Here is a 23313-nt window from a genome sequence, read left to right on the forward strand (position 1 = left end):
GTCGAGCGGAAACCCCTTGCGCTACAGCAGCGGCAAGGATCGCGCCACACCGATCGGCTCGACCGGGGTGTTCTCGTCCGCGACGCCGAACCTGACGAGGGACTGAGGGGCGGAGCGGTAGTCCGGGGGCGCGGTGTCGAGTCCGGCTGCGTCGAGGAGGACGAACTCTGCCGCCGAGCCCACGATGCGCAGGGTGCCCACGGGGAGGCAATCGATGATCAGCTGGAACTCCCGCTCGTGCGGGTACACCCTTGAACCGGTGATCGACCAGGCCGTGAACTCGTTGGCGGTCCGTGTGCACAGCCAGTTCTGCTGCGCGACATCCTTCACCCGGAGCAGGGCGGTGTTGCCGCGGAGGCGCGAGGATTGACGCAGTTCGAGGAGCACGCCGACCGATCCGCCCAGCACATCGACGATGACCCGGGTGATCTGGGCATCGATGAGAGCGTCGGGCGTCAGGAAGGGGTTCTCCGCGTCCGGGAGCGCCGGAAGTCCGGATGGTATGCCGATCAGCAGATCATTCGCGTTCATGCCCCGTCGCTCTCCCCAGAGGTCCCCAATATGTTGAGATTACGCGACGCGCTTTCACGAACTCTGTACACGGAGTGTGAACCGGTGTCCCCCTCGGGTAGTCTCGCCCGCATGGCCACCGCAGCGACGCAGACCCATAAACGCGAAGCCTTCAGCTCGCGCAACGTGTTCATCCTCTCGGCGATCGGATCGGCGGTCGGCCTCGGCAACATCTGGCGCTTCCCCTACGTCGCCTACGAAGGCGGTGGCGGAGCGTTCCTCATCCCCTATCTGTGCGCGCTCCTCACGGCAGGCATCCCGCTGCTGTTCTTCGACTACGCGATCGGCCACCGCTTCCGCGGGTCGGCACCGCTGGCGTTCCGACGGATGCACCGTGCGGCCGAGCCTCTCGGATGGTGGCAGGTCCTCATCTGCGTCGTGATCGCGGTGTACTACGCCGTCATCGTCGCCTGGGCCGCGATGTACACGTGGTTCTCCGCCCAGCTCACCTGGGGTGCGGGCAACGAGAATGATTTCTTCTTCATCGACTTCCTCCGCTCGGCCGATGTCGCCGAGGTGGGCGTATCGACCGACTTCGTGCCGCAGGTGGGCATCCCCCTGGTCGCGGCTTGGCTGATCGTCATCGTGATCATGGCGTTCGGAGTGAAACGCGGTATAGGCCGGGCGAACATGATCCTGATGCCTCTGCTCACCCTCATGTTCGCGACTCTCGTGGTGCAGTCCCTCTTCCTTCCGGGTGCGATGGAGGGTCTGAACGCGTTCTTCACTCCGAACTGGGAGGCCCTGGCCGATCCTGGCGTCTGGGCCTCCGCGTACGGCCACATCTTCTTCTCACTGTCCGTCGCATTCGGCATCATGGTGACGTACTCCTCGTACCTGAAGCGCAAGACCGATCTCACCGGCTCGGGACTCGTCGTCGCTTTCGCGAACTCCGGTTTCGAGATCCTCGCCGGGATCGGCGTCTTCGCGGCTCTCGGCTTCATGGCGCAGGCGCAGAGCACGGAGGTAGCCGGTGTCGCCTCCTCCGGCATCGGACTCGCCTTCATCGCCTTCCCGACGATCGTGTCGCAGGCGACAGGCGGGTCGATCATCGGCGTCCTGTTCTTCGGCGCCCTCGTCTTCGCCGGTATCACCTCGCTGATCTCGATCCTCGAAGTGATCGTGGCCGCGCTGCAGGACAAGCTCGGCTGGGCTCGGGTGCGTACCACGCTCACGGTCACGATCCCGCTGGCGATCATCTCGATGGCGCTCTTCTCGACGACCACGGCCTTGTCGGTCCTCGACACGGCGGATGCCTTCGTCAACTCCTTCGGCATCATGGCGGTCGCGCTGGTGGCCGTGATCGTCGTGGCCTGGCTGCTGCACAAGCTGCCGGTGCTGGCGGAGCACCTGAACCGGCGTTCGAGCTTCCGGGTAGGGACGATCTGGAAGGTGCTCGTGGGCATCCTGGCGCCGGTGGTGCTCGGGTACCTCTTCATCAGCGAGCTCATCGCCAAGACGTCTGAGCCCTACAGCGGCTACCCTGCCTGGTTCCTCGCGATCTTCGGCTGGGGGATGGTCATCGCCCTGGTCGTGCTGGCGCTGATCCTCTCGGCTCTGCCGTGGAGCGGGCGTTCGCATGCGAAGGACGATCCCGAGTACGACGAATTCCTTTCGAAGGAAGAGTACGAACCCGATGCGGAGACCTCGGCGATCCCGCTGATCGACACGACCACGAAGGGAACCGGCGCATGACCACGACGGCGATCGTCATGATGATCATCGCGATGGTCACGGTCTGGGGCGGCTTGGTCGCCGGGATCGTGAACCTCGCTCGTCACCCGGAAGAAGCCGAGACGGAGCCCGCTCCGCCCGTCGAGCTCTGAGCGGGAGATGACCGCATCCGACCGCAGAAGTCGGGTGCGGGTGAGCGGCGCGCGGCGACGATGGTGGGGAAAGGAGGACCCATGATCGGCTCGCTCAACGCCCTGGTCGACCTCGTCGAGGCCGAAGGTCCCGCCGAGGGGATCGACGTCGCCGGGTTCGCTCGTGAGCACGGCACGACGGAGTATCACCTACGCCGCATGTTCTCCGCGCTGGCGGGAATGCCGCTCTCGGAGTACGTGCGTCGTCGTCGGATGACACTCGCCGGTGCAGAGCTCGCCACCGGAGCGTCGAGCCTGCTCGAGGTCGCCGTTCGGCACGGTTACGGGTCGGTGGAGGCGTTCGGCCGGGCGTTCCGTGCGGTGCACGGCATCAGCCCGGCTGATGCGCGCCGAGATGGGGGTCCTCTCCGTACACAACCCACGCTCCGGTTCCGCCTGAGCGTCGAAGGGAGCACTCCGATGGACGTCACCATCACTCACCAGCCCGCTTTCACCCTCGCAGGCCATGCCGCCGAGGTGCCACTGATCCACGAGGGCGTCAACCCGTATATCCAGGCGCACATCGCGGCGATACCACCCGAGGAGCACGCGCGACTCAAAAGCCTCGGCGATGCCGAGCCGTCGGGCATCCTGGCCGTCACGGCCGACATCGCTCCGGACGCCGCGGAGGGAGAAGCGCTGACCTATCTGCACGGCGTCGCGTTGCAGCCCACGACCGCAGTGCCCGCTGACCTCGACACGCTTCCCCAAGAGCAGGGTGCGTGGGCCGTGTTCGCGGCGCGGGGGCCGTTCCCCGAGACACTGCAGAAACTGTGGGCGGCCACCGCGGCGGACTGGTTCCCGTCGAATCCGTGGCGCCTGCGCCCCGGCCCCTCGATCGTGCGCTACCTCGAGTTCACGGGCGATTTCGCCTCGTGCGAGCTCTGGCTCCCTGTCGAACAGAGCTGAGGGCCGCGAGGCGGGACGTCACTCACGTGCGCCCCGCCTCGAATGTCGGACCTCGATGCAAGACTGGGCACACGACCCAGGGAGGCACGTCATGGCGGCGATCGACCCGAAGAAGACGCTCGATGCGTACCAGGCGAAACGGGGTGAGTTCCGTGTCGTCGAGGTTCCCCCTCTGCAGTATCTGGCGATCGATGGAGCGGGGGATCCGAACACGGCTCCTGCGTACGCCGAAGCCGTCTCCGCACTGTTCCCGGTGGCGTACACGCTCAAGTTCGCCAGCCGGAAGGAACTCGGTATCGACACCGTGGTGATGCCACTCGAAGGACTCTGGCATGCGCCCGACATGGAGTCGTTCACCTCTCGTCGCGACAAGTCGGCGTGGCTGTGGACGATGATGATCATGGTCGGCGACCACATCACCGCGGAGATGTTCACCGACGCCGTGGAGGCCGTGGCGCAGAAGGCGGCGAAGAAGAAGGAGCCGTTGCCCGCACTCGGAGGCGTGCGACTGGAGACCCTCGACGAAGGAATCTGTGTGCAGACCCTGCACCTCGGCCCCTTCGATGACGAGGGTCCCGTGCTCGACGATCTCCATCACCGCTTCATCCCCGAGAACGGGCTGCGGATGCGAGGGCGGCACCATGAGATCTATCTGAGCGATCCGCGTCGCAGCGATCCGGCGAAGCTGCGCACGATCCTCCGGCAGCCGGTGGCACCGACCACCTGACGCCCGCACGACTGCGTCGTGAAATCAAGCCTCTTCTGGCGGTGTGCCGTGACGGATACTCTTCATCGATGAGCACGGTCAAGCACGCCGCACGGGTCGCCAAGGATTCCTCCGCCTTCCGAAGGATCGCGCGCGCAGGCTTCGTGGTGCTCGGGCTGATCCACGTCGTCCTCGGCTCCATCGCCATCTCCATCGCCGCGGGCGCATCCGGTGACGCGGATCAGGACGGAGCGATGGAGCAGATCCGTCAGAATCCCGTGGGAGGGTTGCTGCTGGTGCTCATCGCCGTGGGGCTGTTCGCCCTGGCGGCCTGGCAGGTCGCGAGTGCCTTCCTCGCGAGCGATCCCGCCGAGACGAAGAAGTGGGGTCAGCGGATCAAGCTCGTCGGCATCTCCCTCGCCTACCTCGTCGTCGGAGGCATGGCGTTCATCTACGCGGTGGGTGGCCACGCCGACTCGGAGAAGGCGTCGAAGACCCTCAGCGCGGTCGTGCTGGCGGCCCCCGGGGGAGTGGCACTGCTCGTCGTCATCGGCCTGTCCGTCGCGGGAGTCGGGGTCGGCTTCATCGTCGGCGGGTTCACCCGCGGGTTCGAGAAGCTGCTCGACCTCCCCTCCGGAGTCGCCCGCGGCGGCATCGTCACGCTCGGCGTCATCGGGTACTTCGGCAAGGGCATCGCCGTCGGGGTGACCGGGGTGCTCTTCGTGGTGGCGGCCGTGACGCAGGATCCGGAGAAGGGAGCGGGGTTGGACGCTGCTCTGCACAGCCTGCTGGTGCTGCCGTTCGGGCCCGTCCTCCTCGGTGCCGTCGGGGTGGGGCTGGCGGTCTACGGGGTGTTCTGCATCGCCCGCGCGCGGTTCGCCCGCATGTGAGTCCGCGTATCTCGTCGCCGGCCGCTCAGGCGGTCGCAGGTTTCTCGCTCCACACGAGCAGGAACGCGCCGAGAGCGATCATGAGCCCGCCTCCGGTCGCGCCCATCGCTTCGATTCGCCGCGGAGAGCGGCCGAACCACCCGCGCGCCGCACTGGCGAGAAGCACCCACACCGCGTCGCAGGTCACACCGATCGCCACGACGATCACACCGAGCACGAAGAGCTGGGCGGGCACCGACCCGGCCTGCAGGTCGACGAACTGGGGCAGGATCGCGAGGAAGAACGCGATCGACTTCGGGTTGGTGACGCCGACCACGAACCCTTCGAGGAGCAGACGCCATCCGGAGCGTCTCGCCTGCTCCGCGACGAGAGCGCGCGCCGCGTCCTTCCGGTGGCGGATCGCCTGGACGCCGAGGTAGACGAGGTACCCGGCGCCGAGCACCTTGATGATCGTGAACAGCAGGACCGATTGCGCGATGACTGTGCCGACACCGAGTGCGACGCCGACGACGAGCACGATTGAGCCGGCGGCTGTCCCGAGGATGCTGAGGAACCCGCCGATCCGCCCGAGCGACATCGCCCGTCCGATCGTGAACAGCACGGTGGGGCCCGGGATCACCACCATCACGAACGCCGCCGCGATGAGGGCGAGCAGTGTGTCGGGGGCGATCATGGGTCGAGCCTAGAGGGGCGGACGTCCGCGGTCGAGCGGTCGTGCGGGCCCACGCCTGTCGTGAAGGTGGGAAACTGGAACGATGAGCGTTTCTTCCGGCGTCGACGTGATCGCCCCCCTGAGTGAGGACGAGCTGCGGCGAATCCGTGAGGACTTCCCGATCCTCCGCACACAGGTGCAGGGGCATCCCCTGGTGTACCTCGATTCGGGGGCGACCGCGCAGCGCCCGTTCGCGGTGCTCGACGCCGAGCGCGAGTTCTCGACCACTCTGAACTCCGCCGTGCACCGGGGCGCGCACACTCTGGCAGCAGAGGCGACGGAGCTGTTCGAAGAGGCCCGCGGCACGATCGCACGGTTCGTGGGGGCGGACGAGGACGAGATCGTCTGGACATCGAATGCGACGGAGGCGATCAACCTCATCGCGTACTCGCTCTCGAACGCGTCACTCGGGCGTGGGGGAGCGGAGGCCGAACGATTCCGCCTCCGCGAGGGAGACGAGATCGTCACCACCGAGATGGAGCACCACGCGAACCTCATCCCGTGGCAGGAACTCGCCGCGCGGACCGGGGCGACGCTGAAGGTCATCCCGCTCGACGACGATGGCGCGCTGCGGCTCGACGTCGCCGCCGACCTGATCACCGCACGCACGAAGCTCGTGGCGTTCACGCACGTCTCGAACGTGCTCGGCGTGATCAATCCGGTCGAGACCCTCGTCACCGCGGCCCGCGAGGTCGGCGCGCTGACCGTGCTCGATGCGTGCCAGTCGGCGCCGCATCTCCCGCTCGACGTGCGGGCGCTCGGCGTCGACTTCGCCGCGCTGTCCGGGCACAAGATGCTCGGCCCCACCGGGATCGGCGCGCTCTACGGTCGGCGCGAGGTGCTGGCCGCGATGCCGCCGTTCCTCACCGGCGGGTCCATGATCACCACGGTGACGACGACGGAGGCCGAGTACCTTCCGCCGCCGCAGCGGTTCGAGGCGGGCACGCAACGGGTGTCGCAGGCCATCGCGCTCGCCGCGGCCGTGGACTATCTGACCGAGGTGGGCATGTCGCGCATCGCCGCGCACGAGGCCGCGTTCGGTCGGCGCCTCGTCGACGGTCTGGGTGCGATCGATGGGGTCCGCGTGCTCGGCGCCGACATCGATCTCCCGCGCGTGGGCCTGGCGAGCTTCGATGTCGCCGGTATCCACTCCCATGATGTGGGGCAGTTCCTCGACGACCTCGGGATCGCCGTGCGGGTCGGGCACCACTGTGCGCAGCCGCTGCATCGGCGCCTCGGAGTGACCTCGTCCACGCGGGCGAGTACCTACCTGTACACGACCGATGCCGAGGTGGACGCCGTGATCGAGGGCGTCGCGGGAGCGATCGACTTCTTCCGGAGGGGCGTATGAGCGACCTGCAGAACCTGTACCAGGAGTTGATCCTGGACCACTCACGCACTCCGCACGGATACGGTCTGCGTGACGAGATCGCGGCGCAGTCGCACCAGCTGAACCCCACGTGCGGTGACGAGATCACGCTGCAAGTGCATCGTGGTCCCGACGGCGGCGTCGAGGCGATCGCGTGGGAAGGGCACGGATGCGCCATCTCCCAGGCGTCGGCGTCCCTGCTCTCCGAGCTCGCCGAGGGGCTGACCGTCGCGGAGCTCGAAGTGCGGATCACCGCGTTCCGCGAGGCGATGAGGTCGCGGGGGAAGATCGAACCGGACGAGGAGCTGCTCGGAGATGCGGCCGCTCTCGGAGGGGTGTCGAAGTACGTGGCCCGCGTGAAGTGCGCCATGCTCGCCTGGGTCGCCGCGGAGGACGCGCTCACACGCGGGTGACGTGCAGGATGGACGTATGCCTCTGCAGCTGAGTCCTCTGCCCGCCGAACGCTTCGAGGAGTGGCGCAGCGCGGCCAGGCAGCGGGTCATCGACGGCAACCGGGTGTCCGGGCACCGGATCGGCGCGGACGCGGTCGACTTCGCGGACGCGTTCTTCGCGGAGCTGCTGCCGGACGGCCTCGCGACCCCGACCGTGCGGATCCTGCGCATCGTGGACGAGCACGAACGCGAGCTCGGCACCCTCTGGCTCGCGGTCGGTGAACACAAGCTCTTCCTTCTCGAGCTCGCCGTCGAGGAGCCGCTCTCCGATGCCCGGAACGATGATGTGCTCGCGCATATCCTGGCGATCGCGAGGGACCGGGGCGTGGCGCGGATCAGCGCACCGCTGTTCCCGCACGACGCGGCGGGTCACGCTCTCCTGGAGGGGCGCGGGTTCGAGGTGGCGTCGATCCAGATGGTCCTCGAGCCGTTGCCGGTGCGGGAGGTTCCCGTGCACGTGGACGTCGTGCCCATGACGGCCGAGCGGTTCCCCCGGTTCGTCGCCGCCTCGGAGAAGGGGTTCGCCGATGATCTCGTCGCCTCCGGCCGATACTCGCCCGAGGAAGCGGCGGCCGAATCGCATCGCCAGCTGGTCGCGGAGCTTCCGGAGGGAGTGGAGACGAAGGGGCAGGCACTGTTCACCGCCTCGGTGGACGGTGCGGAGGTCGGGATCCTCTGGCTCGGCATGCGCGTCCGTGACGGTCGCCCTCATGCTTTCGTGCTCGACATCGAGGTCGACGCCGCTGAGCGTCGCAAGGGATACGGGCGTGCGCTGATGCACGCCGCCGAACGCGAGGCCCGCCGGCTCGGTGCGGACTCCATCGGGCTGCACGTCTTCGGCTTCAACACCGGCGCGATCGACCTGTACGAGCAGCTCGGCTATCGCCGCACGGAGGAGAGCCTGCTTCGGGAGCTCTGAGGCGCGTCAGCGGAGGACGCGACGGGAATAGTCGTGCGCGAGCTGCGTTGGGCCGAACATGACAACTCTCGGAATCATCGGTGCAGGACACATCGGCAGCCAGGTCGCCCGGGTGGCGGTGGCGAACGGCTATGACGTCGTGATCGCGAACTCGCGCGGGCCGGAGACCCTCGCCGACCTCGTCGCCGAGCTCGGACCGCGGGCGAAAGCGGCCAACGCGGAGGATGCCGCCGCCGCAGCGGACATCGCGGTCGTGACCGTGCCGCTCCATGCGATCGACAAGCTCCCGGCCGAGCAGCTGGCGGGCAAGATCGTGCTCGACACCAACAACTACTACTTCGAGCGCGACGGGCGCATCGAGGCCCTCGACAAGGGAGAGACCACGACGTCGGAGCTCGTGCAGCGCGCGCTCCCGACGTCGAAGATCGCGAAGGCGTTCAACCACATCTACGCGTCCGAGATCACCGCGGACGGCACGCCGGCCGGGACCGCTGATCGACGCGCGCTGGCCACGGCCGGTGACGACGCGGAGGCCGTCGCGTTCGTGACGCGCTTCTACGACGAGGCCGGCTTCGACACGGTCAACGTCGGGCCGCTCAGCGAGTCGTGGCGAGTCGAGCGCGATCGTCCCGCGTATGTCGTGCGGCAGAACGCCGCGGAGCTGACCGCGAACATCGCCGCCGCCAACCGGCTGCCCTGATCGGAGCCCGGGCGGGCGTGGGGGTGCATCGCGCACTCGTCGTGCCCGCTCGGGGCGCGCACAACCGGGCGTGTTGGGATACCAAAAAGTTGATGATCCGACCCCGGAGTGCGAGAATGCCCAGATGGCGGGGGCTATGGGGGGAAACGGTGAACTCGAGTCGGTGAGGGTCACGAGGATTCTCCGTGACGACATCGTGCTCGGGCGGCGTGCCCCCGGCTCCCGGCTCGTGGAGCGCGACATCGCGGCCGAGCTGAACGTATCCCGCCTTCCCGTCCGCGAGGCCATCCGCACGTTGGTCGCCGAAGGGGTCGTCGTCGCCCGCCCCCGCACCTGGGCCGTCGTGCGCGAGTTCACCCGACGTGACATCCAGGACTTCGCTGAGGTGCGCGAGGCCATCGAGACGCTGATCTTCGTCTTCGCGGCGGAGCGGCACGACGAGGCCGGCATCGTACGGATGCGCGGCGCCTATGAGCGCGAGCTCGCTGCCGCCGAAGCAGATGACGCCGAGGCCGCGAGGATCGCCGCAGCGGAGTTCCACGAGATCGCGGTCGAGCTGGCCGGGAACGAGATGTTCGGGGAACTCATCGCGGTGTTCCTCACGCGTCTGAGGTGGCTCTTCGGTCAGCACGACGACCTCCTCGCGATGGCCGACGAGCATCGCATCATCCTGGAAGCCATGACGGCTCGTGACACGGGAGCGCTCCGCCGCATCATCCCGGCGCACCTCGCCAGCGGCCAGGCCGCCGCGGAACGCCGCCTCGCGCGCAGCAGCGACCTGATGGTCTGATCGCGACGACGGTCGGCCGCGCGAAGTCAGGGGCACCGGCGACGGCATCGGTTGTATATTGGTGCGATCGGAGTCGGTCCGGAAATGTTGCGCTGTTCTGGGGAGCGAGATGCGGAATCTTGCTGTCGCGGTCGGATGCCTGTTGCTGCTCGGCGGAGTGGTCGTCGTGGCGCTCGCCGACCAGGAGCGTGCAGCCGCCGTCGATGCCGTCAAGGCGGAGATCGTGAGAGTCGAGCGTGCTCTGGACGAGTCCCAGGGCGAGAATCTGGAGCTCGCTGAGAAGCTCACCGCCCTCCGCTCGCAGATCGCCGAGCAGGATGGCGAGATCGCGGACACCACGGGGTTCCTGCCGTGATCCGCCGGATGCTGGCGGTCGTGGTCGCGATGACGGTGATGCTCTCCGCCGGGGTGCTCGCGCGGGCGAACGCGCTGGATCAGGAACGTGCGGTGGCGGTGGCCGAGCTGGGCTCCCTCACTCGGGAATACCACGAGACGACCCAGCGCACCGACTATCTCGACGGGGCGGTCGATCGCGCCGAGCGGGACACCGCGGAACGAGCGGCGGTGCTCGCCGTCCGCCCGGCCTTCGTGGCCGAGCTCACCGCCTTCGCCGCCGCTCTGGACGGGGCACGCGGGGTGGTCGACACGGCCGCGCACCGGGCCGCGGCCCTCTCCGCCCAGCAGACGGTGCTGGCCGAGAAGGTGAACCCGGACACGGTGACGGCGGCGACTGCGACGGTGCATGCATTGACGGAGAAGGTCGGCACCGAGGTTCAAGCGGCACAGGCGGCGCTCGCCGCGCAGAGCGCCGGACCGGGAGGGCCGGCCTGGACCTCGAGCGGTCCCGGCGGCTACGCCCGGGTGCGGGCGGCACTGGACCTCGTCGGGGGCGGCGGGGTCGGGTTGTACGAGTCCTCGTCGTGCGCCGGCGGGAGTGCACCGGCATGTGCCAACAGCAACGGGTACATCAAGTACCGCGCCGACATCGCCAACTGGAGCTCGGGCCGATTGAACTGGGCGATGGCGCACGAACTCGCGCACATCTACCAGTTCCGGGTGTGGGGTGCGCTGACGTCGTCGGGTGCCTATGCTTCGATGTTCGGCGGCGACCCGGAGTTCCTGGCCAACTGCATGGCCGCCGTCCGGGGCTATCCGGGCTCGGTCGGCTGCAACGGCGAACAGCAGGCCTGGGCGTCGGGGATCTGGGTCGGCGCGGTCCGCTGAGGCGTCCTCACCCGACCGGGGTGGTCGTGTCGACCGCGTCGCGCAGGGGTCGCCGCATCACTCGCCAGTACGACGACGGCAGAATCCGCACGAGGACGTCGATCAGGCGCGCCTCGCGTCCGACCATCGTCCTCGCCGCCCGCCGCTCGGTGGCCCGGACGATGCGGGCGGCGGCCTCCGCGGGCTCCGTGTGGTACATCGCGGCCTGCGCGGCGGCGGCACGGGCGGCGACGGCGGGGTCGATGGCCGCGGCGTAACGTCCGTGCAGGATGATCCCGGTGCGTACGCCCGAGGGGTAGACCGCGCCGACGCTCACCGACGTGCCTTCGAGCTCGTGCCGCAGAGCCTCGGAGAAGGCCCGCACGGCGAACTTGCTCATGGCGTAGGGGATGCGTCCGGCCGGGGAGGCCAGAGCGTAGACGCTGGCGAGATGGGTGATGTGCGCCGCGGGTGCCGCGCGGAGCGTCGGCAGCAGCGCCTTGGTGATCGAGACCGTGCCCCAGAGGTTCACATCGGTGAGCCAGCGCATCTCCTCCATCGTGAGCTGGTCGAGGTTGCCGAGCATCGACGACCCGGCGCACGTGATCAGCGCATTGATCCGCGGGTGTGCGTCGCCGATCGCGGCGGCGGTGGCGAACACGGCCTGATCGTCGCGGAGGTCGACGACGTGGGTCGTCACCCGGCTGTCGTGAAGCTCTCCGGCGATCGCCTCGAGCGCTGCGGCATCGTGGTCGATCAGGGCCAGGTGCGCTCCCCGTGCGGCGAGCAGCCGGGCGATGTCGGCGCCCATCCCGTTCGCGGCTCCGGTGATCACCGTGGTGCTGCCGACGAGATCGAGGTGTCTCATGTGTCTCCTGCGGGCGCGACCCGGGTGCGAACCCGCGGATGTCGGATGGGTGGGGCAAGCTGATTTCGAACCATTCTGGCCGACACCGGGCCGTAGTGATACCGGTACGCTCAAGGAGAGGAGGTACCGGTGGGACGGACAGCGGATGCCATCGCCGAAGGCGTCGCGATCGCGACCGCTGCCGCGCGCCTCGCCGTGAAGAACCACATCCTCATCGGCACCATCGCGGAAGACGGCGTCTTCGACATGGACAAATACATCGACGATGCGCGCGAAGCGCTGCGGGCGATGGCCGAGGAGTCCGAAGAGGCCGCCGCCACCGTCACGGCGCTGCGAAAGCGGGCGAGGGGGAGGCACTCCGATCCGGTGGGCACGCACGACTATCGTGACCGCGACGTCCGCAACCTCCGGCGCCGGGCGAAGCAGTCCACCGGGGTGGCCGAGCGCCTGCGCGAGATGATGCAGGATCGCGACAGCCTCGCGCAGATCGTGGAAGAGGCCAGGGATGCCGCCTGGGCCGATGTGCGGCACAACCTCGACCGCCGGTTGCGGGTCGAGGGCATGCGCCCCGACCATGATCCCGACTACGGGCGAATGCGTGAAGCCCGTATGCAGGCGCTGCGTCTCGTCGACCTGCAGGCACTCTCCTCGGAGCAGAGAGCGAAGGCGAAGCGTCGGAAAAAACAGCAGAAAGCTGCGGCGGCCGGGGACTGAGGTCTCGTTTCGCTTTCGCGTCTGGACTGTTGTAGGCTGTTCCACGGCCCGCTGAGCGGGCTGGGCGCCCGTAGCTCAATGGATAGAGCATCTGACTACGGATCAGAAGGTTAGGGGTTCGAGTCCCTTCGGGCGCACACTGTGTTGAGACAGTACAGAAGGTCCCCGTCGCGAAAGCGGCGGGGACCTTCTGCTGTTCCGGCCGTGGATCCGGTCAGAGCAGGCTCGTGATCGCGGGATCGCGGCGCGCGACTTCCGCGGACGTCGACACGATCGCCTTCCGCATCGCTGCCACGGCGATCGCCGGAGTGACATCCGAACGGTGGGCCAGGCTGACCGTCCGCGTCATCATGGGGTGCGAGAGTCGCACCGACCGCAGGCCCGGCCGATCGAAGAGGACCATCGCCGGCACCACGGCGACGCCGAGGCCGCGCTCGACGAAGCGGAGGGCCGTGTCCATCTCGGCCCCTTCCAGCACGGGGTGAGGTGTCAGGTCGGCCTCACGGAAGGCGGCATCCGTCGTCGCGCGCAGTTCGTAGCTCTCGCCGAAGGTGATGAGGGGGAGAGCGGCCAGCCGTTCCAGGTCGATGGCAGGTCCATCCGCCAGCGGCGGCTCCGCAGCCGAGGACACCACGACGAGCTCCTCAGCGAGCAGCGGCATCCTGGTCAGGCTCACGCCGGCCGGGGGGAGACCGTCGGACGCGGTGATGAGCGCGATGTCGACGGCGCCGACGGCGAGCTGTTCGACCAGGAGCCGTGAGCCGCTCTCGGTCAGGTGCAGGTCGACATCGGGGTAGGCGGCATGGAACGAGCTGACGGCCTCGGCGACGAGGCTGATGCACAGGGTGGGCGGAGCCCCGAGCCGCACGCGTCCGCGGCGGAGTCCCGCCAGCTCTCCCATCTCATCGCGGATGGCATCGGCATCGGCGAGCATGCGCTGCGCGCGGGGGAGGAGCGTCTCTCCGGCGGCGGTGAGCGAGATGTGGCCCCGTGCCCGGTGGAACAACTCGGCGCCGAGCTCACGTTCGAGGGTGGAGATCTGACGACTCAACGACGGCTGTGCCAGGTGCAGGTGCTCGGAGGCGCGGGTGAAGTGTCCGAGACGCGCGACCTCGACGAACCCGCGGAGTTGCTCGAGGTTCATGACCATAGTCTACGCGTATCGTTTCCAGTGAGACTATGCATTGGAGTTATTAGGATCCCCTAATTAGCGTGGATCCCATGGCTACGCGCGAACGTCAGATATCCACCACCGTCCTCGTCATCGGTACCGGCGGATCGGGGCTGCGAGCGGCGATCGAGATCGCCGAGCACGGCGTCGATGTGCTCGCCGTCGGCAAACGGCCGCGGCAGGATGCGCACACGTCCCTCGCCGCCGGAGGCATCAACGCGGCGCTCGGGACCATGGATGCGGACGACAGCTGGCAGCAGCACGCGGCCGACACCATCAAGGAGAGCTACCTGCTCGCGAATCCGCACACCGTCGAGATCGTGACGCAGGGCGCGGAGCGCGGCATCCGTGACCTGGAGCGCTGGGGCATGGACTTCGCCCGCGAAGACGATGGGCGCATCTCGCAGCGGTTCTTCGGTGCGCACACCTTCCGTCGCACGGCCTTCGCCGGCGACTACACGGGCCTCGAGATCCAGCGCACGCTCGTGCGCAAGGCCGAGCAGCTCGACGTGCCCATCCTCGACCACGTCTACATCACCCGCTTGCTCGTGCGCGACAACGTGGTGTTCGGTGCCTACGGATTCGATCAGGCCGATGGCACCCGCTACCTGATCCACGCGGACGCCGTGATCCTGGCGGCCGGTGGCCACAACCGCATCTGGCGGCGCACCTCATCCCGCCGCGATGAGAACACCGGCGACTCGTTCCGTCTCGCGGTGGATGCGGGTGCCCGACTGCGCGACCCCGAACTCGTGCAGTTCCACCCGTCCGGCATCATCGAGCCGGAGAGTGCTGCGGGAACCCTGATCTCGGAGGCGGCCCGCGGAGAGGGCGGGATCCTGCGCAACGCCCTCGGCGAGCGGTTCATGGCGAAGTACGACCCCGAGCGGATGGAGCTGTCGACCCGTGACCGCGTCGCGCTCGCGGCCTACACCGAGATCAAGGAAGGCCGAGGCACGGAGAACGGCGGTGTGTGGCTCGACGTGTCGCACCTGCCCCGCGAGACGATCATGACCCGGCTCCCCCGCGTCTACCAGACGATGATGGAACTGCAGATGCTCGATATCACGACCGATCCGATCGAGATCGCCCCCACGGCGCACTACTCGATGGGTGGCGTCTGGGTGCGACCGGAAGACCACCAGACCGATGTCGACGGGCTCTACGCGATCGGTGAGGCCTCGAGCGGACTGCACGGCGCGAACCGACTCGGCGGCAATTCCCTCATCGAGCTGCTCGTGTACGGACGCATCGTCGGTCAGGCGGCCATGGAGCATGCGGCGGGCCTCGATGCCCAGCGCCGCTCGGCGACGGCAGTGGCCGAGGCGCGTGCCGAGATCGACGACCTCCTCGCCGCGGAGGGGCGCGAGAACGTCCGGGCGCTGCAACGCGCGATCCGCAACCTCATGACCGAGTACGCGGGGGTCGTGCGTTCCGAAGAAGGGCTGCTCGCCGGACTCGCCGACCTCGACATGATCGAAGGGCGGATGGAGGACATCGGGATCCACCCGGACATCGCGGGGTTCCAGGACCTCGCCCACGCCTTCGACCTCAAGGCGTCGGCACTCGCCGCCCGCGCCACCCTCGAAGCGGCGCTGGAGCGTCGGGAGACACGCGGATGCCACAACCGCAGCGACTTCCCCGACACCGACCCCACGCTGCAGGTGAATCTGGTGTGGTCGCCGACCGCCGGCGTCACCCGCGAGGAGATCCCGGAGGTCGCACCCGAGATCGCCGAGCTCATGCGCGAGGTCGACACCGAGGGCAAGCTCGTCGAGTAGTCCGCCCAGACCCCGCCCCACCGTCGAGACCCCGCCCTACCGTCGGTTGCAGGGCGGGGTCTCGACGGTGACCGGGGGTCTCGGCGAACGGATCAGCCGGCCTGCGGCTCCTCGGTGTCGATCACACCGATGCCGACGGCCTCGTGGTCGGGCTCGGGCTCATCCCGCTTCGGCGCGGTGGGTTCCTCGCCGGGGTCCTTCTCGGTGCTCGGCTCTTCGAGTTCCTCGGTGCTCGGGACCTCGCTCGGGTCGGCGTCTTCCGGCGACTCGGCCTCGGTGGGAGTCGTCGCCTCCGCCTGGCTCGTGTCCGAAGAAGGGCTGGGCGTCGGAGTCTGCGCTTCAGGAGAGAGCTCGTCGGTGGGTTCCGGCTCAGGAGTGGTGTCGGTCATGGTGACCCCTTTCGGCGATGTCCTCGGACCACGATGCCCCGACCGCACGCTCGTCGGAAGGGGGTTGACTCCCCGTCGAGTTAACCGAGGTGAACCGAACCGGTGAATCCGGCGTAGCCTGGAAGGGTGACAGCGTACGTCTCGGCCTTCGACCTCTTCTCGATCGGAGTGGGTCCCTCGAGCTCCCACACGGTCGGACCGATGCGGGCGGCTCTCGATTTCGCGCGACGCCTCACGGCGAGCGGTGCTCTGGCGCGAGTCGGCCGTATCGAGGTCGCGCTGTACGGCTCGCTCGGTGCAACGGGGATCGGCCACGGCACTCCGGACGCCGTCGTCGCCGGGCTCCGTGGGCTCACGCCGGAGACGTGCGACCCGGCTGAGGTCCGTGCCGCCTGGGCCGACCTCCCCGCGGATGCAGTGATCCGCATCGACGGCACCCACGAGGTGCCGTTCGTGAAGGACGACATCGTCTTCGCGCCGCGCACCCGGCTTCCCGGGCACCCGAACGCCATGACGATCACCGCGCGGGATGCAGCGGGCGATGTCGTCGCCGAGGAGACCTATTACTCGGTGGGCGGAGGATTCATCCGCAGGGACGGTGAGGAGGCGAAGCTCGCGACCGCAGGGTTCCCGTACTCGTATGCGGATGCTGCCTCGTTGCTCGCCCTCTGCGACGAGAACGGGCTGTCGATCGCCGAGGTCGCGCGACTCAACGAGGCATCCGTGCGCAGCGAGGAAGAGGTCGCTGCCGGACTCGACGCGATCTGGGATGCGATGGCGGGTTGTGTCGACGCCGGTCTGCACGCGGAAGGAACCCTCCCGGGCATCCTCAAGGTCAAGCGGCGGGCCGGAGTGATCCGCGGTCAGCTCGAGGCGGTCGAGGCCGACGGGCATCGTGAGCTGCCGGGCGAGTGGCTCGGCGCCTTCGCGCTCGCGGTGAACGAGGAGAACGCGGCAGGCGGACGGGTCGTGACAGCCCCGACGAACGGAGCCGCCGGTATCCTTCCGGCCGTCGCGATGTACTGGTGGCGGTTCCTCGCCGATTCGGGGCTGGGAGCGGGCAACGCGGTGACCCCCTACGGTGAACTCGTCGGCAGCGCGCTGCTGGGATTCGAGTCGGATGTGCGGACGCTGGAGAGCGCCAGCGGTCTCGACGAGGAGCAGACGGCCGAGGCGAACCGTCGCCGTGGCATCCGCCGCTTCCTGCTCACTGCGACGGCTCTGGGCTCGCTCTTCAAGGCGAACGCGTCGATCTCCGGGGCCGAGGGAGGATGCCAGGCCGAGGTCGGATCCGCGTGCGCCATGGCCGCCGGCGGCCTCACCGCCGTGATGGGTGGCACGAATCGTCAGATCGAGAACGCGGCGGAGATCGCGATGGAGCACCACCTCGGTCTCACGTGCGACCCGATCGGCGGACTCGTGCAGATCCCGTGCATCGAACGCAACGCGATCGCCGCGTCGACGGCGGTCACGGCGGCCCGACTCGCTCTGCGCGGCGACGGAAGCCATTACGTGTCCCTGGACGCCGTGGTCGAGACGATGCGCCAGACCGGTGCCGACATGTCGACGAAGTACAAGGAGACCAGCGAGGGCGGTCTCGCGGTCAACGTCATCGAGTGCTAACCGCCCGAGCGTGATCGTGTCCGCGGGTGGCGATAGCCTCCACGAGACGTCACGCGCGGAGGGAGCACGATGGATGCGTTCTGGGAGCCGAGCTCTCGCCGTCGACGGCAGCAGCCGGTGGTCGCCGTCCGGCCGAACGATGATGCCCCGACGCTCGACGGGGAGTGGCCGACGAACATCCCCGCCGTGGCCCAGGTGCTCCGCGACGGGATCGACCTCGACCCCGGAGTGACCTTTCTGGTGGGCGAGAACGGCAGCGGCAAGTCCACTCTGGTCGAAGGCATCGCGCTGGCGTACGGGCTCTCGCCCGAGGGCGGGTCACGGCAGGCACGGCACCGCACGCGCGCGACGGAGTCGCCGTTGTCGGACTGGCTTCGATTGCAGCGCGGGGTGGGGCGAATCGCTGGGGCTTCTTCCTCCGCGCCGAGACGATGCACTCGTTCTACACGTATCTGGAAGAGAACCCCTCGGCCAGCGGCGACGTTCCGTTCCACGAGATGAGCCACGGGGAGTCATTCCTCGCGCTGCTGGACAGCCGGTTCGACGAGCCGGGCTTCTACTGCCTCGACGAGCCCGAGGCGGCCCTGTCCTTCACCTCGACGCTCGCCCTCATCGCGGTGCTCCGCCGCATCGCCGACGAGGGGGGCCAGGTGCTCTGCGCGACGCATTCGCCGGTACTCGCGGCCCTCCCCGGCGCGAAGATCCTCGAGGTCGGGGAGTGGGGCGTGCGTCCGGCGGACTGGGGTGACCTCGAGATCGTGGACCATTGGCGCTCGTTCCTCGACCACCCCACGCGTTACCTCCGTCATCTGCTCGACTGAGCCCGGGTCGATCGCGGCGAGCGAAGTCGTAGGCTGGCGGGCATGACCGAGCAGAAGTCACCGCGCCGGCGAGGACGCCCGAGAGGTGCCTCGGACTCGCGGGCGCGCATTCTGGCGGCCGCGGTCGACGACTTCGCCGAGAAAGGCTACGACGGGGCGACGGTCCGCTCGATCGCGGCCCGCGCCGGTGTCGACTCCGCGCTCGTGCATCACTACTTCGGGACCAAAGCCGACCTCTTCGCCGAGGCCGTGGGCATCCCCCTGCGTCCCGACATCGACGTGCCGCGGATCCTGGCCGGATCTCGCGACGGCGTCGGTGAGCGACTCGTCCGGTACGTGCTCGAGGCGTTCGAGCAGCCGGAGGTGCGCCGGCGAGGGGTCATGCTGATCCGCACCGCCGTGGGGAGTCGGCTGACGACCCCGTTGCTGGCCGGTTTCCTCTCGCGCGAACTGCTCTCCCGCGTCTCTCGGAGTCTGGACACCGACGATGCCGATCTGCGCGCCGCGCTCGTCGCCTCGCAGATCGCCGGCATGCTGATCGCCCGCTATGTGCTGCGGCTCCCCGCGCTCGCCGGTGCATCGGTCGATGAACTCGTCGGACGAGTCGGTCCGACCGTGCAGCGCTACCTCTTCGACTGAGGGGGCGCAGGCGCAGGCGCACAGATCCCGTTGACGCCATCGGTACTCGGGCGCATAATTCATCACATGATGAATAACTCGGCTGTCGAGATCTCGCAGCTGCGTGTGCACCGCGGCGCCGTCCAGGTCTTCGACGGGATCGACCTCACGATTCCGCGCGGGCAGATCACCGGCCTGCTGGGGCCGTCGGGGTGCGGCAAGACGACTCTCATGCGCTCGATCGTCGGCGTGCAGAGGATCGCCTCCGGAGACGTCAGGGTCCTCGGAGAGCCGGGCGGCTCGCGAGGGCTCCGGCACCGGGTCGCGTACGGCACGCAGGGTGCATCGGTGTACGGCGACCTCAGCGTGCGTCAGAATCTCGCCTCTTTCGCCTCGCTGCTGAAAGCCCCGAAGGGCGACGTCGATCGGGTCATCGAGGAGGTCGGTCTCGGGCCGCAGGCGGGGCAGCTCGTCGACGCCCTGAGCGGAGGACAGGCGACGCGGGTGTCGCTCGCGGTGGCGCTGATCGGTGCGCCCGAGCTCGTCGTGCTCGACGAGCCGACGGTGGGACTCGATCCGGTGCTGCGCGCTGAGCTGTGGACCCTCTTCCGTCGTCTCGCGGATCGCGGGGTGACACTCATCGTGTCGAGCCATGTGATGGATGAGGCCGTGCGCTGCGACCGGCTGCTGCTGATGCGGGAGGGGCGGATCATCGCCGACACGACTCCGACGTCGCTCCTTGCCGACACCGGGACGACCGACGCCGAGGCCGCCTTCCTGGCGCTGATCGAGCGTGACCGCGCGGCCGGCCTCGGCGACACCAGGAGGTCGCGCCGAGATACGCGCGGGATGCACGGGGAGGTCGGGGAATGAACGGCCGCCGGATCTTCGCCACGGCAGGCCGCGTCCTCACGCAGTTGCAGCATGATCCGAGGTCGATCGCCCTGATGCTCATCGCGCCGAGCCTCCTCGTGGGGCTCTTCGCCTGGTTGTTCAGCGACCAGGAAGGTGTCTTCGACCAGGTCGGCGGTGCCATCCTGGCGCTGTTCCCGTTCATCGTGATGTTCCTCATCACCTCGATCACGACCTTGAGGGAGCGCCGTTCGGGCACGCTCGAGCGGTTGATGACGACGCCTCTCGAGAAGGCCGACTTCATCCTCGGCTATGCGCTGGCGTTCGGAGCGATGGCGGTGGTCCAGGCGGTGATCACGGTGTCGTTCGCGGTCGGGGTGTGCGGGCTCGACGTCGACGGGCCGCTGTGGCAGCTGGGCCTGGTCGCGGTGGTCGACGCACTGCTCGGCACCGCGCTCGGCCTGCTCGCGAGTGCGTTCGCGCAGACGGAGTTCCAGGCGGTGCAGTTCATGCCGTTGCTGGTGTTCCCGCAGATCATCCTCGGGGGGCTCTTCATGCCCCGCGACCAGATGCCCGACGTGCTGTATGCGATCTCGGACTGGCTGCCGCTGAGCTACGCGATCGACACGATCAATGCCGTGGCCGCGGGGGACGAGGGCTGGGACGTGTTCGGTCCCTTGCTGATCGTCGTCGCGTTCGCCGTCGGTGCCCTGGTGCTCGCGTCGCTCACGTTGCGGCGGCGTACACGCTGAAGTCTCGGTCCGTTCCGCTGCTCAACGCGCGGCGCGGTTCTTGGTGTGCTTGGTCGGCGTGGCGGCCCACGGGTCCTCGGGCCAGGGGTGCCGCGGGTAGCGCCCCCTCATCTCAGCGCGGACCTGTGCGTACGGACCGGACCAGAACGAGGCCAGGTCGTCGGTCACCGCGAGCGGGCGCCCGGCGGGGGACAGCAGGTGGAACAGCACCGGCACGCGCCCATCGACCAGCCGAGGAGTCTCCGCCCACCCGAAGCACTCCTGAAGCTTGACCGCGACGACGGGCCGTGCCGACGTGTCGCCGTCGGGTTCCGGGTAGGTGATGCGGACGCGGGACCCACTGGGCACCTCGAGGCGTTCCGGGGCGAGTTCGTCCAGGCGCACCGCCTCCGGCCACGGCAGCAGGCGGCGAAGGGCGGACAGCAGGTCGAGTCGTCCCACCGGGGTGCCGGACGCCAGCGCATCGAGTTCGGGTGCCAGCCAGGCGTCGAGGGTGTCGACCAGGCCCGCGTCCGAGGCATCCGGCCAGGGGTCGCCGAGCTCGCGCCGCAGCAGCGCCAGTCGACGGCGCAGTGCCTCCGCGCCGTCGGACCACGCGAACATGCCCAGTCCGTCGCGGCGCAGGGTGCGGCGGACAGCATCCCGCCCCTCCTGCGCGGAGGCCCGGACCGGGACCGAGGTGCGCAGGATCGCCCCGAGCCGGCGTTCGCGTCGGGCCTGGACACGGCCTCCGCTGAACTCGGCCTCGACGCGGTCCGTCAGGAGGTGGTCGGCGGCCTGCTCCATCTGTGACTCCGTGAGCGCCGCTGCCGCGCGGATGACCGCTCCGGACCCGGCTGCCGCGCGCCCGGAGGCGCGGGCGACGTCGGCGACGGCGAGCCATTCGACCGCCGCGAGCGGGCCCGTCACTCCTGCTCGCGTCCCGGATGCGAGCAGGAACGTCGCTCCGGCCGCGGTGCGCTCGACGCGGCGGGCGATCCGCTCGGGAAAGGCCAGGGCGATCACGAGTCCGACGCCGTCGAGATCCGCAGAGGCGCGTGGTGCCGGCGGGGCCAGACGTTCGAGGCGATCGACGTCATCGCGCCATCGGCGGGTATCCGGCGTGCGTCCGCCCCGCAAGGAGATGAGAGCCTGTGCGACGTCGGCATCGGCGACTCGCAGATCGCCGCCCAACACCGCGACGACCTCCGCGGCGAGGCGTCTGCCGACTGCCGGACTGCCGTCGCGGAGCGCGCGGGCGAGTCGGGGATCGGTCGGAACGTGGGCGAGGGCGCGACCTTCCGCGGTGGCACGACCCTCGTCATCGATCGCGCCGAGACCGCGGAGCACCGTGAGGGCATCGGCGAGGTTCTCTGCGGGCAGCGGGTCGATCATCCGCAGCCCGGCGCCACCGGGGGATCCCCAGCACGCGAGCAGCAGGGCCGCATCCGCGAGGTCGATGACCGCGATCTCGGGTACCGGGCGCGCGGGAGCCGCCGCGTAGGTCCGCTCGTCGACGCAGCGGAGCACGGCGCCGGGAGCCTGGCGGGTGGCGCGTCCCGCTCGTTGCACGCACGACGACCGGGATGCGGCGGTCGTGACCAGACCCGTCATTCCTCGGGAGGCGTCGCGCAGCGGATGCCGCGACAAGCAGGTGTCCACGACCAGGCGTACGCCCGGGACCGTGAGCGAGGACTCCGCGAGCGAGGTCGTGACGATGATGCGCGGACGGTCTTTCGACGTACGACCTCGGATCACCGCATCCTGTTCGGCCGGCGGGATGCGTCCGTGCAACTCCCGCACATCGAACGTCTCGCTCGACTCCCGGATGCGACGGGCGATCTCCGACACCTCCCGGGCCCCCGGTGCGAAGACCAGGACGTCGGCCTTCGGATCCTCCGCGATCTGCGTCAGGGCCGCAGACGTCGTGACGCGCGTGACGTGGTCCAGGAAACCCGAGGTGACCCCACGCTCGTCGAGGCGCGGTACGGGGCTCGGGGCCCAGCGCTCCGTGAGGGGGAAGGCGGGCACATCGTGGTCCACGATCGGGGCCGCGGCCGACTCGCTGCCGAGGACCGATGCGATCCGCTCGGCGTCGAGGGTGGCGGACATGGCGACGAGCACGAGGTCCTCCCTCAGCTCACGCACCTCGGAGAGCAGGCCGATCAGGAGATCGGTCTCGAGCGCGCGCTCGTGCACCTCGTCGAGGATCACGGCGTCCACGCCGTCGAGGCCGGGATCGTCGAGCATCCGCCGCAGGAGCACGCCGGCGGTGACGAACTCGATCTGCGTCGTGGGAACCGCGGAGCGCTCGCCGCGGACCGTGAACCCCACACGCGAGCCGAGCGGCGAGCCGTCGAGGTGGGCGAGTCGTCGGGCCGCGGCACGGGCGGCGACGCGGCGAGGCTGGGTGACGATCACGCGGCCGGTGAACCGCGAGGCGACGAGAGGCGGCACGAGCGTGGTCTTGCCTGTGCCCGGCGGTGCGGTCACGACCACTGAGCCACCGGCGTCGAGGGCCGCGGAGAGATCGTCGAGGGCGCCCACGAACGACAGCCCCGCGCCGATGGCGTCGAGATCGAAGGCGGCGGGCATCATCCGTCCAGTCTGCCGCGTCGGGTCAGCGGCCGGCGCCGTTCACAACTCAGGAGAAACGCGCC

The 23313-nt window shown here is 69.1% G+C and carries 24 protein-coding genes, 1 tRNA gene and 1 pseudogene; 20 read left to right on the forward strand and 6 right to left on the reverse strand.

Translation table 11 applies throughout. From position 1 onward, the window contains the following. Window positions 1–21 precede the first annotated feature (21 nt). The gene (locus tag FGL91_RS07835; protein WP_153243546.1) at window positions 22–531 is read right to left on the reverse strand and encodes a hypothetical protein; all 510 of its coding nucleotides are present in this window, start codon (window positions 529–531) and stop codon (window positions 22–24) included. 111 nt (window positions 532–642) lie between these two features. On the opposite strand from FGL91_RS07835, the gene FGL91_RS07840 reads away from it, so the two are divergent. The 5 genes from FGL91_RS07840 (at window position 643) to FGL91_RS07860 (ending at window position 4940) form a co-directional block, all read left to right on the forward strand. Further along, the gene (locus FGL91_RS07840; RefSeq protein ID WP_153243547.1) at window positions 643–2265 is read left to right on the forward strand and encodes a sodium-dependent transporter; all 1623 of its coding nucleotides are present in this window, start codon (window positions 643–645) and stop codon (window positions 2263–2265) included. Then, on the forward strand, window positions 2262–2396 hold the full coding sequence (locus FGL91_RS07845; RefSeq protein WP_081996931.1) for a methionine/alanine import family NSS transporter small subunit: 135 nt from the start codon (window positions 2262–2264) through the stop codon (window positions 2394–2396). The genes FGL91_RS07840 and FGL91_RS07845 overlap by 4 nt, the downstream gene beginning before the upstream one ends. A gap of 81 nt (window positions 2397–2477) precedes the next feature. After that, window positions 2478–3344, forward strand: a complete 867-nt coding sequence (locus FGL91_RS07850; protein ID WP_153243548.1) for an AraC family transcriptional regulator — start codon at window positions 2478–2480, stop codon at window positions 3342–3344. Window positions 3345–3435: 91 nt separating this feature from the next. Continuing rightward, the gene (locus FGL91_RS07855) at window positions 3436–4071 is read left to right on the forward strand and encodes a GyrI-like domain-containing protein (RefSeq protein WP_131494393.1); all 636 of its coding nucleotides are present in this window, start codon (window positions 3436–3438) and stop codon (window positions 4069–4071) included. Between the two features lie 68 nt (window positions 4072–4139). Continuing rightward, entirely contained in the window at window positions 4140–4940 is an 801-nt protein-coding gene (locus tag FGL91_RS07860) for a DUF1206 domain-containing protein (protein ID WP_153243549.1), read from the forward strand. A 25-nt stretch (window positions 4941–4965) separates the two neighbouring features. On the opposite strand, the gene FGL91_RS07865 is transcribed toward FGL91_RS07860, so the two are convergent. Then, the gene (locus FGL91_RS07865; protein WP_153243550.1) at window positions 4966–5613 is read right to left on the reverse strand and encodes a LysE family translocator; all 648 of its coding nucleotides are present in this window, start codon (window positions 5611–5613) and stop codon (window positions 4966–4968) included. Between the two features lie 82 nt (window positions 5614–5695). On the opposite strand from FGL91_RS07865, the gene FGL91_RS07870 reads away from it, so the two are divergent. From FGL91_RS07870 to FGL91_RS07900, 7 genes are all read left to right on the forward strand, one after another. Then, window positions 5696–7003 (forward strand): SufS family cysteine desulfurase, encoded by a 1308-nt coding sequence (locus tag FGL91_RS07870; protein ID WP_153243551.1) that lies wholly within the window; start codon window positions 5696–5698, stop codon window positions 7001–7003. After that, window positions 7000–7434: a Fe-S cluster assembly sulfur transfer protein SufU gene (sufU, locus tag FGL91_RS07875; protein ID WP_153243552.1), complete on the forward strand. Its 435-nt coding sequence runs from the start codon at window positions 7000–7002 to the stop codon at window positions 7432–7434. Before FGL91_RS07870 ends, sufU begins: the two co-directional genes overlap by 4 nt. A gap of 16 nt (window positions 7435–7450) precedes the next feature. Then, window positions 7451–8392: a GNAT family N-acetyltransferase gene (locus tag FGL91_RS07880; protein ID WP_153243553.1), complete on the forward strand. Its 942-nt coding sequence runs from the start codon at window positions 7451–7453 to the stop codon at window positions 8390–8392. A 58-nt stretch (window positions 8393–8450) separates the two neighbouring features. Continuing rightward, on the forward strand, window positions 8451–9092 hold the full coding sequence (locus FGL91_RS07885; RefSeq protein WP_153243554.1) for an NADPH-dependent F420 reductase: 642 nt from the start codon (window positions 8451–8453) through the stop codon (window positions 9090–9092). Between the two features lie 124 nt (window positions 9093–9216). After that, window positions 9217–9882 carry a GntR family transcriptional regulator gene (locus FGL91_RS07890; protein WP_153243555.1) on the forward strand — a complete coding sequence of 222 codons (666 nt, stop codon included), beginning with the start codon at window positions 9217–9219 and terminating at the stop codon, window positions 9880–9882. A gap of 109 nt (window positions 9883–9991) precedes the next feature. Then, complete coding sequence (locus FGL91_RS07895; RefSeq protein WP_047521232.1) at window positions 9992–10237, forward strand: hypothetical protein; 246 nt, start codon at window positions 9992–9994, stop codon at window positions 10235–10237. Continuing rightward, entirely contained in the window at window positions 10234–11106 is an 873-nt protein-coding gene (locus FGL91_RS07900; RefSeq protein WP_153243556.1) for a hypothetical protein, read from the forward strand. The genes FGL91_RS07895 and FGL91_RS07900 overlap by 4 nt, the downstream gene beginning before the upstream one ends. Window positions 11107–11113: 7 nt before the next feature. Here the strand turns inward: FGL91_RS07900 and FGL91_RS07905 are convergent, their stop codons facing one another. Then, the gene (locus FGL91_RS07905) at window positions 11114–11953 is read right to left on the reverse strand and encodes an SDR family NAD(P)-dependent oxidoreductase (RefSeq protein ID WP_153243557.1); all 840 of its coding nucleotides are present in this window, start codon (window positions 11951–11953) and stop codon (window positions 11114–11116) included. A 129-nt stretch (window positions 11954–12082) separates the two neighbouring features. On the opposite strand from FGL91_RS07905, the gene FGL91_RS07910 reads away from it, so the two are divergent. Then, on the forward strand, window positions 12083–12667 hold the full coding sequence (locus tag FGL91_RS07910; RefSeq protein WP_047521226.1) for a hypothetical protein: 585 nt from the start codon (window positions 12083–12085) through the stop codon (window positions 12665–12667). A 64-nt stretch (window positions 12668–12731) separates the two neighbouring features. Beyond that, window positions 12732–12804: transfer RNA gene (locus tag FGL91_RS07915), tRNA-Arg, on the forward strand. 77 nt (window positions 12805–12881) lie between these two features. Here FGL91_RS07915 and FGL91_RS07920 read toward each other — a convergent pair. Continuing rightward, window positions 12882–13817 carry a LysR family transcriptional regulator gene (locus FGL91_RS07920; RefSeq protein WP_416202658.1) on the reverse strand — a complete coding sequence of 312 codons (936 nt, stop codon included), beginning with the start codon at window positions 13815–13817 and terminating at the stop codon, window positions 12882–12884. 71 nt (window positions 13818–13888) lie between these two features. Between FGL91_RS07920 and FGL91_RS07925 the strand changes: the two genes are divergently transcribed. Next, a complete protein-coding gene (locus FGL91_RS07925; RefSeq protein ID WP_131494384.1) occupies window positions 13889–15619 on the forward strand; it encodes an L-aspartate oxidase in 1731 nt (576 codons plus the stop codon). 92 nt (window positions 15620–15711) lie between these two features. On the opposite strand, the gene FGL91_RS07930 is transcribed toward FGL91_RS07925, so the two are convergent. Then, a complete protein-coding gene (locus tag FGL91_RS07930) occupies window positions 15712–16008 on the reverse strand; it encodes a hypothetical protein (protein ID WP_047521222.1) in 297 nt (98 codons plus the stop codon). A 126-nt stretch (window positions 16009–16134) separates the two neighbouring features. Here FGL91_RS07930 and FGL91_RS07935 point away from each other — a divergent pair, with 126 nt between their 5' ends. The 5 genes and pseudogenes from FGL91_RS07935 to FGL91_RS07955 all read left to right on the forward strand — a co-directional run bounded on the left by FGL91_RS07935 (window position 16135) and on the right by FGL91_RS07955 (window position 20674). Then, window positions 16135–17631, forward strand: coding sequence for an L-serine ammonia-lyase, iron-sulfur-dependent, subunit alpha (locus tag FGL91_RS07935; RefSeq protein WP_153243559.1), 1497 nt, complete (start codon window positions 16135–16137; stop codon window positions 17629–17631). A 69-nt stretch (window positions 17632–17700) separates the two neighbouring features. After that, window positions 17701–18452, forward strand: a pseudogene (locus FGL91_RS07940) (AAA family ATPase). Between the two features lie 42 nt (window positions 18453–18494). Next, window positions 18495–19091: a TetR family transcriptional regulator gene (locus FGL91_RS07945; protein WP_047521216.1), complete on the forward strand. Its 597-nt coding sequence runs from the start codon at window positions 18495–18497 to the stop codon at window positions 19089–19091. Window positions 19092–19157: 66 nt separating this feature from the next. Next, window positions 19158–19943, forward strand: a complete 786-nt coding sequence (locus FGL91_RS07950; RefSeq protein WP_153243560.1) for an ABC transporter ATP-binding protein — start codon at window positions 19158–19160, stop codon at window positions 19941–19943. Next, window positions 19940–20674, forward strand: a complete 735-nt coding sequence (locus tag FGL91_RS07955) for an ABC transporter permease (RefSeq protein WP_153243561.1) — start codon at window positions 19940–19942, stop codon at window positions 20672–20674. The genes FGL91_RS07950 and FGL91_RS07955 overlap by 4 nt, the downstream gene beginning before the upstream one ends. A 21-nt stretch (window positions 20675–20695) precedes the next feature. Here FGL91_RS07955 and hrpB read toward each other — a convergent pair whose 3' ends face one another. Further along, the gene (hrpB, locus tag FGL91_RS07960; RefSeq protein ID WP_153243562.1) at window positions 20696–23251 is read right to left on the reverse strand and encodes an ATP-dependent helicase HrpB; all 2556 of its coding nucleotides are present in this window, start codon (window positions 23249–23251) and stop codon (window positions 20696–20698) included. Window positions 23252–23313: the final 62 nt, after the last annotated feature.

It is taken from the genome of Microbacterium sp. CBA3102, from assembly GCF_007954505.1.
Taxonomy (GTDB): domain Bacteria; phylum Actinomycetota; class Actinomycetes; order Actinomycetales; family Microbacteriaceae; genus Microbacterium; species Microbacterium aurugineum.

Excerpts from the sequence above, each read along its gene's own strand:
- FGL91_RS07835 (WP_153243546.1), bottom strand. The coding sequence starts at position 531 with ATGAACGCGAATGATCTGCTGATCGGCATACCATCCGGACTTCCGGCG.
- FGL91_RS07840 (WP_153243547.1), top strand. The coding sequence starts at position 643 with ATGGCCACCGCAGCGACGCAGACCCATAAACGCGAAGCCTTCAGCTCG.
- FGL91_RS07845 (WP_081996931.1), top strand. The coding sequence starts at position 2,262 with ATGACCACGACGGCGATCGTCATGATGATCATCGCGATGGTCACGGTC.
- FGL91_RS07850 (WP_153243548.1), top strand. The coding sequence starts at position 2,478 with ATGATCGGCTCGCTCAACGCCCTGGTCGACCTCGTCGAGGCCGAAGGT.
- FGL91_RS07855 (WP_131494393.1), top strand. The coding sequence starts at position 3,436 with ATGGCGGCGATCGACCCGAAGAAGACGCTCGATGCGTACCAGGCGAAA.
- FGL91_RS07860 (WP_153243549.1), top strand. The coding sequence starts at position 4,140 with ATGAGCACGGTCAAGCACGCCGCACGGGTCGCCAAGGATTCCTCCGCC.
- FGL91_RS07865 (WP_153243550.1), bottom strand. The coding sequence starts at position 5,613 with ATGATCGCCCCCGACACACTGCTCGCCCTCATCGCGGCGGCGTTCGTG.
- FGL91_RS07870 (WP_153243551.1), top strand. The coding sequence starts at position 5,696 with ATGAGCGTTTCTTCCGGCGTCGACGTGATCGCCCCCCTGAGTGAGGAC.
- sufU (WP_153243552.1), top strand. The coding sequence starts at position 7,000 with ATGAGCGACCTGCAGAACCTGTACCAGGAGTTGATCCTGGACCACTCA.
- FGL91_RS07880 (WP_153243553.1), top strand. The coding sequence starts at position 7,451 with ATGCCTCTGCAGCTGAGTCCTCTGCCCGCCGAACGCTTCGAGGAGTGG.
- FGL91_RS07885 (WP_153243554.1), top strand. The coding sequence starts at position 8,451 with ATGACAACTCTCGGAATCATCGGTGCAGGACACATCGGCAGCCAGGTC.
- FGL91_RS07890 (WP_153243555.1), top strand. The coding sequence starts at position 9,217 with ATGGCGGGGGCTATGGGGGGAAACGGTGAACTCGAGTCGGTGAGGGTC.
- FGL91_RS07895 (WP_047521232.1), top strand. The coding sequence starts at position 9,992 with ATGCGGAATCTTGCTGTCGCGGTCGGATGCCTGTTGCTGCTCGGCGGA.
- FGL91_RS07905 (WP_153243557.1), bottom strand. The coding sequence starts at position 11,953 with ATGAGACACCTCGATCTCGTCGGCAGCACCACGGTGATCACCGGAGCC.
- FGL91_RS07920 (WP_416202658.1), bottom strand. The coding sequence starts at position 13,817 with ATGGTCATGAACCTCGAGCAACTCCGCGGGTTCGTCGAGGTCGCGCGT.
- FGL91_RS07925 (WP_131494384.1), top strand. The coding sequence starts at position 13,889 with ATGGCTACGCGCGAACGTCAGATATCCACCACCGTCCTCGTCATCGGT.
- FGL91_RS07930 (WP_047521222.1), bottom strand. The coding sequence starts at position 16,008 with ATGACCGACACCACTCCTGAGCCGGAACCCACCGACGAGCTCTCTCCT.
- FGL91_RS07945 (WP_047521216.1), top strand. The coding sequence starts at position 18,495 with ATGACCGAGCAGAAGTCACCGCGCCGGCGAGGACGCCCGAGAGGTGCC.
- FGL91_RS07950 (WP_153243560.1), top strand. The coding sequence starts at position 19,158 with ATGATGAATAACTCGGCTGTCGAGATCTCGCAGCTGCGTGTGCACCGC.
- FGL91_RS07955 (WP_153243561.1), top strand. The coding sequence starts at position 19,940 with ATGAACGGCCGCCGGATCTTCGCCACGGCAGGCCGCGTCCTCACGCAG.
- hrpB (WP_153243562.1), bottom strand. The coding sequence starts at position 23,251 with ATGATGCCCGCCGCCTTCGATCTCGACGCCATCGGCGCGGGGCTGTCG.